Raw genomic sequence first — 13,114 nt, forward strand, 5'->3', positions numbered from 1 at the left:
CGAGCATGAGGTACGCGCAGGCGGCGGGTCGACCGACCCTGAGTTCAGGGCAGGTTCACCACGGGAGGTTCCCGGATCGGTCGATGAACTGTCCCGTCGGCCCGTCCGGGCCGATCGTCGCGAGGGTCACGATGGACTCTGCGCCGTCGGCGACGCTGTGTCCGAGGCCGCCGGTGAAGTCGGTCGCGGTCTGCCCGGGGTCTGCGGCGTTGACCTTCACGTCCTTCAGTTCCTTGGCGTACTGCGTGGTGAGCATCGTGACCGCGGCCTTCGAGGCGCTGTAGAGGGGCAGGGCATACTGCGACTCGATCCGCGCCGGGTCCTGGGTCATGCCGAAGGAGCCCATCCCGCTGGACACGTTGACGATCACGGGGTTCGGCGACTTGCGCAGCAGCGGGAGGAAGGCGTGCGTGACGCGCACGATCCCGACGACGTTCACGTCGAGCACGGCGCTCACGTCGGCCGCGGTGTACTCCTCGACGGGGCCGACCTTGCCGAGGACGCCGGCGTTGTTGACCAGGACGTCGATCGTTCCCTCATGTGAGGCGACATCCGCGGCCGCGGCCTGGACCGAGGCGTCGTCGGTCACGTCGATCTGAACGAACCGGGCGCCTAGCGACTCGGCCGCGGCCCGACCGCGCTCACGGTGGCGGGCGCCGAGGAGGACGGTGTGCCCCGCCTCGACGAGGCGACGGGCGGTTTCAAAACCGAGGGACTTGTTGGCCCCGGTGATGAATGTGGTGGTCATGCTGGCTCCTCCTGGTCCGAACAGCACGGTCGTGCGCTGTTCACACACTCCATGCTGGGTCCCCGGCAGGGTTGGGGGGAGCTACGGGACTTCCTGGTACCGCGCGTACCACCCAGCGGCCCGGTCCACCGGACGAGGCGGAACGCGGGCCTTCATCCCTGAGGAGACATCCTCTGGACCCCAATGGCCGCAAGGAATTCGAGTTTGCTGCGGGCGTCGGTGCCTGGCTGCGGCGTGTACACCACGAGGCGGAGGTTCGTGTCCTGGGTGTTGAGGATGTCGGAGTTCATGGCGATGTCTCCGACATCCGGGTGCTGGACGAGTTTGTGCGCGCTCTGGTGACCGCCCACCGCTCGGCGGCACCACAACTCGCAGAACCGCGGGCTGAGGTTCAGCCTCGATACCAACGCCGCGAGGTCGGGATCGTCGGGGTATCGGCTCGTCGTCGCGCGCAGGTCGGCGACGAGGGACTCCTCGAACGCCGCCCGCTCGGCCGCCGTCTGCCGGACCCGGGGCAGTTCACCCCGGAACTGCCAGACCAAGACGTTGCGGTCTCCCACACCGTGGACCGTGGGATCGCCGAACGTGGCCGCGAACAGCGGATTCCAGTGCAGCAACTGCCAGGTGGCGTCGTAGATCGCCAGCGGGTTGCCGACGAGCTGGTCCACGATCCGGTACAGGCTCCCTGGGATCATTCGTGGAACCCGGCTCCGGTCCGCTGCGTGACCGGCCATGCGCAAAAGGTGAGCGTGCTCGTCGTCGGACAGGTGCAGGGCGCGAGCCAGGGCCGAGCAGACCTGCGCCGAGGGTGTCGCCACCCGTCCCTGCTCCAGCCGGACCACGTACTCCACCGAGATGCCGGCCAGCGTCGCCAGCTCCGCGCGTCGCAGACCGGGGACCCGACGGGGTGAGCCGTGTGCGAAGCCCACCGTCGCGGGGTCCAGCCGGTCCCGCCACGCCCGCAGCGCGGCACCGAGTTGATCCATGCACACCATCCTCCCGCACGCCCCGCTCCGCTGGGTGGTACGCGCTGTACCACGAAGTCCCCTAGCTCCCGCCGACGCGCCCCGGGGGCTCAGTGTCGAGTCGTGAACGGCGCACAACGATGCTGTTCGGACTCAGGAGGAGCAAGCATGACCACCACGTCGAACCACTACGTCACCGTGTTTTGGGAAGCCGGGCCAAATCCGGGAAGGAAGCCGCGATGAAGGCGTTCATCACAGCCGCCGTCACCGTAGCAACATCGCCGCGAAGCCCTCGAAGGCCACCTGCAGGCGTCCCACGACCACTCGGACGTCCTGCGCGGCGCGTGCGGCCGACTCCGCGGGCGGACTGCGGTCGTTGCTCATGCGCCGACCGTAATTTATACAGGCTGGGCTGTACAGTTTTCCTGTACTTTCAGCGGCGGGGAACGACGCGCCCGGCGGAGCTAACGGGCGCTCTCCCGGCGGCGCGGCGCCCCGGCCGGGGTGCTCGATGCGGTGGTGCCGCGGGCGGCGGCGCGGGCCGGGCCGTCGGGGAGGGTGAAGGCGAACACCGAGGTCAGCGCGGCGATCACGGCGAGGGTCAGATAGGCGTGCTGATAGGCGGAGATCGGCGGCTGGGCCGCGGCGGCCGCGGGGGTGCCGAGGACCAGGGCGGTGGTCACCACGGCCGGCGCGAGCGCGCCTGCGCTCTGGCGCACGACGGTGTTCAGTGTGGACGCCTGGGCCAGGTCACCTCGGGCGAGGGTGGCGAGCGAGGCCACCGTCGTCGGCATGAAGACGCCGCCCATGGCGATGCCGAGGAGGAACATGTAGCCGCGGAAGGTCCACAGACCGGTGTCCTGGTCGCAGGTGGCGAAGAGCAGCAGGACCGCGCTGACCCCGGCCATGGCGCAGCCGATGATGATCCGCGGGCCGACGCGCGCGTACCAGACCCCGACGACCTGAACGGTCAGCAGGACGCCGAAGGCCTCGGGAAAGGTGCTGGTGCCGGACTCCAGCGCGGTACGGCCCTGCCCCTGTTGGAGGAAGAGCGGGCCGAGGTACATGGCACCCATGATGGGCACCAGGCCCACCAGGCTGATGAGGTTGGTGTCCCGGAAGAGCCGGTCGGCGAAGAGGCGGAGCCTCAACAGCGGTTCGCTGGTGCGCAGTTCGAAGGCGACGGCCGCGGCGAGCAGCACCGCGCCGAGCGCCAGCGCGGTGATCACCGTCACCGAGGACCAGCCGCGGTTGGGTCCTTCGCAGACGCCGAACATCAGGGCGCCCAGGGCCGCCGCGCTCAGCAGCAGGCCGGGCAGGTCGAAGCGGCCCGGCCGGTGGCCCCGGTGCCGGTCGAGGAACAGCAGGCCGAACAGCACGACCGGCAGGCCCAGCGGCAGATTGACGTAGAACACCCACCGCCAGGACCACTGGTCCACCAGCACTCCGCCGAGGACGGGCGCGGCGGCCGGCGCGATCTGCTGCGGGATGATCATGTACCGGGATATGCGCACCTGTTCCGAGGAGTTGAAGGTGACGAACAGCAGGGACGCCGCGGCCGGGAACAGCACTCCGGCGGACAGGCCCTGCACCGCGCGGCAGACGACGAGCGGGCCGAGGCCGGCGGCGGCGCCGCACAGCACCGAGGAGCCGAGGAAGCCGACGAGCGCGGTGAGCAGGACGCGCTTGCCGCCGAACCGCTCGACCAGCCAGGCCGAGGCGGGGATGGCCATGGCCAGACAGACCGGGTACACCACGACCACCCCGTCCAGGGCGGCGGTGGTCAGCCCGAACTGGCGGGCGATCGAGGGAAGCGCCACGGTGGTGATGGCTCCGTCGACGATCGCGAGGAACGTCACACAGACACACATGACGGGGACGACCAGGCGCTGGCTGAGCCGGAGGGAGGGGACGGACAGGACGGGACGACGTCGGGACGATCGGGACGACAGCACATGCTGAGCATACTCACTATGCGCGTACTCATAGAATGGTCGCCGGACGAAGCGGGGAAACGACATGGCAGTGCACGAGAGCAGTGACGTCCTGATCGACGAGCTGTACGAAACCACCCACCAGCTGCGGCAGTTCGTGGAGATCCGGCTGCGGGCGGGCGGCGCCTCGGTCGCCCGGCTGCGCGCCCTGCGGATGCTCGCCCGAGCCGAACGGCCGCTGCGCATGCGGGACCTGAGCGAGCTGACGGGGGTGGCGGCGCGGACCACGACCAGCATCGTCGACAGCATGGAACGCGACGGTCTGGTGGAACGGGTACGCCATCCGCACGACCGCCGGGCGTTCCTGCTGCGCCTCACCGACGAGGGCCTGCGCTGCCATCGCGAGGCGGAAGAGGTGGACCGGCGGGCGCTCGCCGAGGCGACGGCCGCGCTCGACGCGGACGACCGCGCCCAACTGCGCGCCCTGCTCGCCCACATCCGCAAGGCGACCGCCTGAGCACGCCCCTCGCACCCACACCTGGCCGGAAGCCGCCGCACACACCCGGCCGAACGGCCCGGCCCCGGGAACCCGGAAAGGGTCATAGCGGCGGCGGGAGGTGCCGGCAGGTGGGTTGCCGGTCGGTTGCGGCCCGGTCGTCTCGGTCATCCGGTTGAGGACCGGCGGTGCCGCGGGTAACGTGCCCCGCGTGACAAGCCCTGAGTCGGACAGAGCACAGCCGCCGGTCATCCGGCGGCCTGCGATCCGCTGACGAGCGAAACGCTCCTCGGCCGACCCGCTGCCGGTGACCGGACACCTGCTCCGTGTGTCTGGTCCGGATCCCTCGTGTCCCCGTCGGCACCAGGTGACGCCCTCGATGTCCAGCGCGCGGATGTTCCTGCCCGCACACCACCGCTGGAGCCGACTCAGTGCCCGTGTTCGTCCATGTCCTCGCCCTCGCCGTCTTCGCGCAGGGCACCTCCGAGTTCATGCTGTCCGGTCTCGTGCCGGGCATCGCCCGCGAGCTGTCCGTGCCGGTCGGCGCCGCCGCCGGCCTGACCTCCGCCTATGCCATCGGGATGATCGTCGGGGCGCCGCCCATGGCCGCCCTGAGCGCACGCTGGCCGCGCCGCCGCGCGCTGGCCGGCTTCCTCGTCGCCTTCGTCGCCGTCCATGTCGTCGGCGCGGTCACGACCGACTTCGCCGTGCTGTTCGCGACCCGCGTCCTGGCCGCGATCGTCAACGCCGGCTTCCTCGCCGTCGCGATGAGCGTCGCCACCGCGCTGGCGCCCCGGGGCGGGCAGGCCCGTGCGACCGCCGTCCTGCTGTCGGGGGTCACACTGTCCTGTGTCGTCGGTGTGCCCGCGGGCGCGCTGCTCGGGGAGTGGTCCGGCTGGCGTTCGGCCTTCTGGGCGGTCGCCGCCCTGTGCCTGCCCGCGCTGGCGCTCGTGTTCCGCTCGGCGCCCGTCGAGGCGGCCGGCCGGGAGCAGGTGTCGGTACGGCGGGAGCTGCGCACGCTGAAGTCCCCTTCGGTGCGGCTCGCGTTGGCGCTCGCCGCCGCGGTCAACGGGGCCACCTTCGCGACGTTCGCCTATCTCGCCGTCATCGCCACAAAGGGGGCGGGACTGCCCGCCGGTGCGGTACCCGGGCTGCTCGCCGCGTTCGGAGCGGGCGCGTTCATCGGCGTCAACACGGCGGGCCGCACGGCACGGGGCGGACTCGGGCGGGGCATGGCCCTCGCCCTGTGCGCCCTGCCCCTCGGCTGGGCGGCACTGGCCCTGACCAGCGGCCGGCCGGCACCCCTCTTCCTCCTCTCCGTCGTCCTCGGCGGACTGTCGTTCGGCATCGGCTCGGCCCTCGTCAACCGGGTCATGCAGGTGGCCTCCGACGCGCCTTCGCTGGGCGGCTCGTTCGCGACGGTCACGCTCAACACGGGCGCGTTCCTCGGTCCGTTGTTCGCCGGGGCCGTGACCGGGGCGACCGGCGACTACCGCGCCGCCGCGTGGGTCAGCGCGGCGCTCGCCGCGCTCGCCGCGTCTGCGGTCGTCGCATACGCGGTCCGGCACCGGTACGCGGCGAGCGGGAACACACGGGAGCGGGCTCGCTGACGTGCGGCCCGGTGGCCCCGGTCGGGTCCGGGGTACGACGGTGCGGCACAGCGGGGATGTCCGAGTCCGCCCTGCCCGGAGGGTTCGTCAACGCCGTCGTACGGATCGGGGACACCGTGCGCCGTCCGGCCTCGGCTCGTACGGGCTTCGTGAGCGATCTGCTCAGGCTGTTCGAGTCGCGTGGGCGGCCCTGTCCGTACGGTAGTCGCGACACGTCGGCCGCCGCGGACACCGAAGGGGCCGCCGAGGGTTCTGGCACGCCCCGACGGGTGTCCGGTTCGGCCCCGCGCGGTGCGCGGGGCCGTCTGCTCACGTCGTCGGCGTGGGCGGTGCGCAGGACGGGGTGTCATCGGTGGGGCCGGGCTCGGCGGGGGACGGACTCGGTGCGGAATCGGGGCAGGACGGCTCGGGCGTCGGGTCGCCCGGGTCCGGGGAGGTGGTCGCGGTTCCGGTGGGGTCCGGTGTGGCCGAGGAGCCCCCGGTCGGCGAGTCGGACGGGTCCGGCGCGGGCGGTTCCCCGGGCGAGTGCGACGGCTCCGGGCCCGTCGTGGCCGTCGCGGAGGGGGACGGGCCGGGGCTCGGCGACTGCGAAGGCGAGCGGGTGGGGGTGGGGCCGCCCGGGTCGGGTCCGATGACGATCCCGCCGCCGTCCGTACCCTCGCCCTCGCCGTCCACGGGCCCGGTCGCCGGGGTGTCGCTGCCGGCGCCCGGGGACCGCGGGACGACGCCCTCGCCGTCGGGCACGCCGTGCACGCCCCGCCGGTAGAAGTCGAGCCACTGCCGGACCAGGTTCAGATAGGTGCGCGAGTAGTTGTAGCTGAGGATCGCCCGGTCCAGGTCGGCGGCCCGGTCCAGGTCCCGGTCCCCCGCGCACAGGTAGTGCCCGGCCGCCAGGGCCGCGTCGAAGACGTTGCCGGGGTCGGCGCGGCCGTCGCCGTTGCCGTCGACACCCCACCGGGCCCAGGTCGAGGGCAGGAACTGCATCGGCCCCACCGCCCGGTCGTACACCGGGTCGCCGTCGTGGACACCGCCGTCGGTGTCCCGGATCAGGGCGAAGCCCCGTCCGTCGAGGGCCGGGCCGGTGATCCGGCCGAGGGTCGTGCCGGCCCGGTCGACGGCACCGCCGCGCGCATGGCCCGACTCCACCTTGCCGATCGCGGCGAGCAGTTCCCAGGGCAGCCCGCAGCCCGGGTCCGTGCGGGCGACCGCCCTCTCGGCCGTGCGGTAGGCGCGCAGGACGGTCGCCGGGATGCCGGACTCGGCGGTGATCCGGGTGGTCTCCCCGGTGCCACGCGGGATCTGACGTGTCGTCAAAGATGGCAGTTCGGTGTGGTACGAGCCGTCACCGGGCGGCGCAAGATCGGCGTAGGGGGTGCCCGTGGCCGGTGCGGGCGCGTCGTCGGCGGCCCGTCGGCCGGGGCCGCCGTCGGCGCTCGGCACAAGACCGGGCGCCTGTGAGGCGGTGAGGACCGCCACGGCCGCGACGGCGATGGCGGTGGCCCGCAGACCCCGTAGGGTCCGGTCCTGCGGGCGGCGTAGGCGGCGTGCGGGCATGGCTGTCGCTCCCTTGTCGATGGGCCGGACACCGGTGCCGGCGCCCCCGGCCGGCGGCGCCGGCACCTCAGCGGCCGAAGGTGTCGATGCCGGAGACCAGCCAGCGCCCGTCGCGGCGTACCACGTCGACCGCGAGCATGGCCCCGGCGTAGCTGCCGCCGTCCGCGGCCTGCTTGTCCTCGGTGTTCGCCGCGCTCTTGTCCCCGGCGGTGCTGACGCTGCTCTGGTCGGCGTAGACCAGGACGCGGGCCCGGTCGCCGTCGATGCGTTCGACCGCGCTGTCCGTGACGGTGGTGGTGATCAACGCCTTCTGCCGGTCGGCTCGGGCCCGGACGCCGGCGAGCAGGGCCTCGTGCTGGGCGACGGCCTTCCCGGTGAGCAGGTCCTCCGTGGCCTTGTCGAAGGCGGCGGAATCGGCGTGGTCGTAGGAGAAGAGCGCGGCGACCGCCTTCGCCGTCTGCCCCTTGATCTCGCTGGTGCGGGCGGGGTCGCTCAGCGCGGTGTTGCGCAGGGCCGGGTCGTCGCGAAGGGTCTCGGCGCGGGCGTGCGCCCAGCCGGCGAAGCCGCCGAGGACGAGGGTCAGCAGGCACAGCAGGGACAGGCCGACGCCGCGGGACGGACGGCGGATCCGTCTCCGGCCGCCCCCCGCGACCCCCATGTCCCGTGCACCTGCCGCATCCCCCGCGTCTCCAGAACCCGCCGAGTCCCTCGCATCCCCCACGTCCCCCGCATTGCCCGCGCCTCGCGCGCCTGCCGCGCGCCCCGCGTCTCCCGCACCCGCCGGGTCCGACCGGTCCGTGCCGCCCGACCGGCCCGCCCCGTCCGACCCGTCAGACCCGTCAGACCCGTCAGACCCGTCAGACCCGTCAGACCCGTCCGCCAGGTTCGCCCGGTCCGTTCTGTCCGACCGGCCCGACCTGCCCGCCCCCTCCGTTCGGTCCGCCCGGACCGAGTCCGTGCCGTCCGCCCCGTCCGACCGGTCCGTGCCGTCCGGCTTCGCGGGCTCGACGGCCGTGGATCGGCGGGGGGACGCGGGCGGCGCAGCGCGCTCGGGCAGCACCGCAAGCCCGGAGCGGGACGGTCCCGGCGCGACCGCGCCGGGCAGGGCCTCGCCGGCCGGCCCGACCGGACCGGTTCCGGGCCCGGACGCGGACGCGGGTGCCGAGGGCCGGGCCTCGCGGGCCTGGCGCCGACGCTCACGGTTGATGTGGTGACGGGTCGTCGACATCGGATCTGTCGTCCTCTCGTGCGGCCGGCCGGCGCGCGGCGCGGGTCCGGGTCAGCCGGCTGATGTGCCGCCCACGGGCGCCTGGCCCAGGGCGCTGAGCTTCCACCGGCCGCCGGTCCGGGTGAGTTCGCCGAGCAGGCGGCTGTCCTTGTCGGTGCTCTGTGCGCCGGACGCCTTCACGGTCACCCGCAGGGCGACCAGGACCCGGGCGCGGCCGGCGCGGTCGTCGAGTTCGGTCACGGCGCCGGACAGCACCCGGGCCGTGGTGACCGTCTTCGCCGTCTGCACCTGGGCGGCGAACTCCTTGCGTCCGGACGCGAGTTGGTCGTGCAGGTCACCGGTCGTCGAGGACTCCCACAGGTCGAGGCCACGCTCGACGTCGCGGTGGTCGAGCGTGTTCAGGTTCTGCACGGCCTGTTCACCGGCGGCGAGTGCCGCGTCGCGCTGTGCGGCGTACCCGGCCGAGTCGTCGTGCGCCGCGGCGTACCAGTCCCAGCCCGTCCACGCCGCGAACCCGCCCGCGATCAGGACGAGTGCGAGGGCCAGGGCCGGCAGCGTCCGGGCTCCGGCGAGGGCGCGGACCGCTCGTTTCATGAAGTGCTCCCGTCTCCCGCGCTCGTTCAGCGGGTGGTGATGTCGACGATCCGCCACTGGTCGCGCTCCCGCCGTGCGGTGACGGCGAGTTGGGCCGCCGCCGAGGCGGGCGCGGCCTTGTCCCGGCGGGAGACCTGGTCGAGGAAGACCAGCAGCCGGGCGCTGTCGCCGTCGAGTTCGATCACTCCGACGCGTACGGCCTGGGTGCTCAGGGTGACGCGCTGCTCGGCCAGTTCGGCACGGATCCGGCCGAGGAGTTCGGTGTACTGGCGGGCGGCGCGGCCGTCGAGGACGGAGCGTGCGGAGCGCTCGGCGGCGTCGAGGCCGTCGGGGGTGTACGAGAAGACGCGGGCGAGGGCGTTCCCGACGTCCCCCGCCACCCGGGTGGTGGCCTCGGTGTCGGTCAGCGCGCGGTTCCGGGCCGACGCGGTGGACGTCAACTGGTGGGCGCCGTAGAAGAAACCGCCGCCGGCGAGGACGAGGACCACGGCGAGCACGGCAACCGCGGCGCGCCACACCCGCACGCCCGGACGTCGCCGCCCGGAAACCTCTTCCTCCCCCGACTCCACCTCGGAAGCCGGGCCCCCCTCGCCCGACTCCGCCTCGGAAACCGGGCCCGTCCCGTCCTCCGCCGCTGGTCCCGCCGCCTCGCCCTCCCGAGACGCTTCCGCCACCGCGCCCTGTCCCGCTGCCGCCTCCACCCTCAGCGGCGCGTCCGTCTCCGCGCCCCGCGGCGCTTCGGTCTCCGCGCCCTCCGTCTCGTCGCGCAGCAGTCGCGTCATCGGGCGTCCTCCTCGGTCGCCGTCCGCGCAAGCGGTACCGCGTTCAGCGCCTGGACCTTCCACTCCCCCGCGGCCGTACGGGCGAGCACCGCTTCCAGGCGTTTGCGGTCCGTGGTCGGCGTCTTCGACCCGGCCGGAGTGACCTCCACGCGTACGGCCGCGATGAGCTTGGCCGTGCCGGCGCGCGGGTCAACGGCGGTGACGGCGGCCTCGGTGACCGTGCCCCGGGCCGACGCGCCGGTGCGGGGCTCGGTACGGCCCAGTTCGTCCCGGAGCGGGCCGGTCGACGCCGCGCGCCAGGCCCGGATGCCCGCCCGTGCCCGCTCCGGCGAGGAGGCGTCGAGCGTGTTGAGCACGGCGACGGCGCGCCGCCCGTCGGCGAGCGCCGCGTCACGTTCCCGACCGTAGGCGAGCCCGTCGTCGCCGCGGGCCTGTGCGTAGGTCCACGCGCCGGTGCCGCAGAACCCCAGCGCCAGGGCGAGCCCCGCGGCCGCGATGATCCGGGCGGGCCTCATCGGGCGGCCTCGGCGGTCGGATCGAGCAGGGCCGCGAGGTCCGTCGGGGCGCCGTCGCCCAGGCCGTCCAGGGCGAGCGCACCCGGCAGCGCCCGGGCGGCGGTCGGTGCGGCGCTGCCGGAGGGCAGGGAGGGCGGTTCGACCGGGTCGGGCACCGGGCCGCCCCTGGGCGCGTTCGCCGAGCCGCGTACGTTGCTGCCGCTCGTGGCGGGGGCGGTGCACGAGGCGCCGGTGTTGAGCGGCGGCGCGGTGCCCAGATCGAGTCCGTCGCGGTATCGGGTGCCGCCATAACCGGCGGTACAGGGCAGGGGTTTGAAGAAGGTGACGGCCATCCCGAAGTTCACCTTTCCTCCGTCGACGGCGGTGGCTCCGGCGGACACGGCCGCCGGGTACTTCACGAGCAGTTCCTCGATGCCGCGCTGCCGGGTGACGGCGATCTCGGAGGTGGTCAGCAGGTTGGCGAGGACCACGCCGAGGCTCGGGTCGAGATCCCGTAGGACGCCGCTGACCTGGCCGGCGGCATCGGGGGCGACGGTCAGCAGACGGCGCAGGTCGGCGTCGGACCCCTTGAGGGCGCGGGCGAGTCGCTCGGCCCCGGTGGCGAAGCCGCGGACGGCCCGCGCTTCTTCCGCCTGGGTGCGCAGCACGGTCTCGCCGTCGTGGATGAGCCGGCTGGTGGACGGCAGGGCGCGGTCGGCGGCCTCGACGAAGGCACTGCCGTTGTCCAGGAGCACCTGGAGGTCGTCGCCGTGTCCCTCGAACGCCTTGCCGAACTCGTCGACGACCGTGCGCAGATCGTCCAGCGGCACGGACCGGGCGAGGCCGTCGACGCTGGAGAGCACATCGGTGACGGGCGCCGGCACCTCGGTGTCGGCCTGGTCGATCCGGGTGCCGTCGGCGAGATAGGGCCCGCCGTCACTCGCGGGCCGCAGATCGATGTACTGCTCGCCGACCGCGGACAGCCCGGCCACCACGGCCTGGGTGTCGGCGGGGATGCGCGGTGCGGACTTCTTGATGCGGAGTTCGGCGACGACCCCGTCCGCGGTGAGGCCGATCGGGCCGACCCGGCCCACCGACACCCCCCGGTAGGTGACGTCGGAGTGGGTGAACAGGCCGCCGGTGCGCGGGAGTCGGACGTCCACGGTGTAGTAGTCGGCGACGCCGGCGTAGCGGCCGAGGTCGGCGTAGCGGATACCGACGAGGCCGAGGACGAGGACGGCGATGACGAGAAAGGCGAGGTTCTTCAGGCGTACGGCGAGGGTGATCACGGCGTGGCGCCTCCGTCCTTGGAGGACGTGGTGACGGACGGCAGCGGCAGCGGCGGCGCCGTCGGGGCCCGGGTGGCGGGGGCGCTCCCGCGGGACCCCTCGGTGGCGCTCTTGCCGCGGGCCGTGCCGGGTGCGTCCTGCGCCGAGGCGGAGGGCGAGGGCGTGCTCCGCGGCACCAGCGGCGGGATGATCTGCGTTCCGGGGGCGGCGACCATGCTCAGGTACACATTGAGGTAGTCGCCCTTGATGCCGCGCAGCACCTCGTCGGTGAACGGGTAGGTGAGCAGCGCCTGGAGCGAGTCGGGCAGGTCGGTGCCCGCGTCCGCGAGTGCCCGCAGGCTGGGTGCGAGTGCCTTGAGGTCGGCGACCATGTCGTCCTTGCTCGCGTTGACGGTGGAGACGGCGACGTCGGAGAGCGTGTCCAGGGAGCGCAGCATGGTCAGCAGCGAGCCGCGCTGTTCGTCCAGGGTTTTCAGGCCGGGCGAGAGGTCGGTGAGGACGGTCCCTACGTCGTCCTTGCGGCCGGCGAGGGTGGCGGCGAGCCGGTTGACGCCGTCGAGGGCGTCGGTGATGTCCCCGCGGTGCCCGTCGAGGTCGGTGACCAGGGTGTTGACCCGTTTGAGCATCGAGCGGACCTCTGGCTCGCGCCCGCCGAGGGCGGCGTCGAGTTCCTTGGTGATGGTCTTGAGCTGGTTGACGCCGCCGCCGTTGAGCAGCAGGGACAGTGCACCGAACACCTCCTCGACCTCGGTGTTGCGGCCGGTGCGGGACACCGGGATGACACTGCCGTCGCCGAGCCGGCCGGCGCTGTCCGATGTGCCGGGCGCGACGAGTTGGACGTACTTCTCGCCGAGCAGACTGGACTGCTCAAGCCGGGCGCCGGCGCCGGCGGGCAGCCGCACATCGCCGTTGATCTTCATGGTGACGCGGGCGGCCCAGCCGTCGTGGTCGAGGTCGATGGCGGTGACCGTGCCGACTGCGACGTCGTTGACCTTGACCGCCGCCTGCGGGACGAGGCTGAGTACGTCGTCGAGTTCGGCGGTGACGGTGTAGGGGTGCGAGCCGAGGTCGGCGCCGCCGGGCAGCGGCAGGTTCTCGATCCCGCCGAAGCGCGGCAGGGGTACGGTGAACGCGCCGACCGCCAGCGCGAAGCCCAGGGCCAGGGCGAGCAGTCCGCCCGCTCCGGCGCCCACGGCCATCCCGCCGGTGAGCAGACCCCGTCCGACCGCCGCGCCGGCCGTGCCGGACCGGTTCCCGTCGCCGGCCGCCCCCTCCCCGTAGCCCCCCTTCTCCCCGTCGTCCCTCTCCTCCAGCGTGTCCCTCTCCTCCGTGTCCCGGTCCTCCGGTGCGTCCCGGTGCTGCCGAGTGTCCTGGCTCCCCCGGTCGTCCCGGCGTCGGGTGCCGGGCCCGGCCGCGCCGG

At 73.5% G+C, this 13,114-nt stretch carries 12 protein-coding genes; 2 read left to right on the forward strand and 10 right to left on the reverse strand.

Going from position 1 to position 13,114, the window contains the following annotated elements; all coding sequences use genetic code 11:
* Positions 1-55 precede the first annotated feature (55 nt).
* From ACFYTE_RS35550 to ACFYTE_RS35560, 3 genes are all read right to left on the reverse strand, one after another.
* Positions 56-748, reverse strand: coding sequence for an SDR family NAD(P)-dependent oxidoreductase (locus tag ACFYTE_RS35550; protein WP_388719538.1), 693 nt, complete (start codon positions 746-748; stop codon positions 56-58).
* Positions 749-900: 152 nt separating this feature from the next.
* Positions 901-1,734, reverse strand: a complete 834-nt coding sequence (locus ACFYTE_RS35555) for a helix-turn-helix domain-containing protein (protein WP_388719540.1) — start codon at positions 1,732-1,734, stop codon at positions 901-903.
* Between the two features lie 443 nt (positions 1,735-2,177).
* Positions 2,178-3,584, reverse strand: coding sequence for a DHA2 family efflux MFS transporter permease subunit (locus ACFYTE_RS35560; protein ID WP_388719599.1), 1,407 nt, complete (start codon positions 3,582-3,584; stop codon positions 2,178-2,180).
* A gap of 148 nt (positions 3,585-3,732) precedes the next feature.
* Between ACFYTE_RS35560 and ACFYTE_RS35565 the strand changes: the two genes are divergently transcribed.
* On the forward strand, positions 3,733-4,164 hold the full coding sequence (locus tag ACFYTE_RS35565; protein ID WP_388719542.1) for a MarR family winged helix-turn-helix transcriptional regulator: 432 nt from the start codon (positions 3,733-3,735) through the stop codon (positions 4,162-4,164).
* Between the two features lie 410 nt (positions 4,165-4,574).
* The gene (locus tag ACFYTE_RS35570) at positions 4,575-5,753 is read left to right on the forward strand and encodes a Cmx/CmrA family chloramphenicol efflux MFS transporter (protein WP_388719544.1); all 1,179 of its coding nucleotides are present in this window, start codon (positions 4,575-4,577) and stop codon (positions 5,751-5,753) included.
* A 309-nt stretch (positions 5,754-6,062) separates the two neighbouring features.
* On the opposite strand, the gene ACFYTE_RS35575 is transcribed toward ACFYTE_RS35570, so the two are convergent.
* From ACFYTE_RS35575 to ACFYTE_RS35605, 7 genes are all read right to left on the reverse strand, one after another.
* Positions 6,063-7,307, reverse strand: a complete 1,245-nt coding sequence (locus ACFYTE_RS35575; RefSeq protein ID WP_388719546.1) for a lytic murein transglycosylase — start codon at positions 7,305-7,307, stop codon at positions 6,063-6,065.
* A gap of 67 nt (positions 7,308-7,374) precedes the next feature.
* A complete protein-coding gene (locus ACFYTE_RS35580; RefSeq protein WP_388719547.1) occupies positions 7,375-8,028 on the reverse strand; it encodes a hypothetical protein in 654 nt (217 codons plus the stop codon).
* A gap of 558 nt (positions 8,029-8,586) precedes the next feature.
* Positions 8,587-9,129: a nuclear transport factor 2 family protein gene (locus ACFYTE_RS35585; protein ID WP_388719549.1), complete on the reverse strand. Its 543-nt coding sequence runs from the start codon at positions 9,127-9,129 to the stop codon at positions 8,587-8,589.
* 26 nt (positions 9,130-9,155) lie between these two features.
* Positions 9,156-9,911: a hypothetical protein gene (locus tag ACFYTE_RS35590; RefSeq protein WP_388719551.1), complete on the reverse strand. Its 756-nt coding sequence runs from the start codon at positions 9,909-9,911 to the stop codon at positions 9,156-9,158.
* On the reverse strand, positions 9,908-10,426 hold the full coding sequence (locus ACFYTE_RS35595; protein WP_388719553.1) for a hypothetical protein: 519 nt from the start codon (positions 10,424-10,426) through the stop codon (positions 9,908-9,910). The genes ACFYTE_RS35590 and ACFYTE_RS35595 overlap by 4 nt, the downstream gene beginning before the upstream one ends.
* Positions 10,423-11,694 (reverse strand): MCE family protein, encoded by a 1,272-nt coding sequence (locus tag ACFYTE_RS35600; protein WP_388719555.1) that lies wholly within the window; start codon positions 11,692-11,694, stop codon positions 10,423-10,425. The genes ACFYTE_RS35595 and ACFYTE_RS35600 overlap by 4 nt, the downstream gene beginning before the upstream one ends.
* Positions 11,691-12,893 carry an MCE family protein gene (locus ACFYTE_RS35605; protein ID WP_388719601.1) on the reverse strand — a complete coding sequence of 401 codons (1,203 nt, stop codon included), beginning with the start codon at positions 12,891-12,893 and terminating at the stop codon, positions 11,691-11,693. The genes ACFYTE_RS35600 and ACFYTE_RS35605 overlap by 4 nt, the downstream gene beginning before the upstream one ends.
* Positions 12,894-13,114: the final 221 nt, after the last annotated feature.

It is taken from the genome of Streptomyces sp. NPDC004629, from assembly GCF_042873595.1.
In the GTDB taxonomy this organism is placed as follows: Bacteria; Actinomycetota; Actinomycetes; order Streptomycetales; family Streptomycetaceae; genus Streptomyces.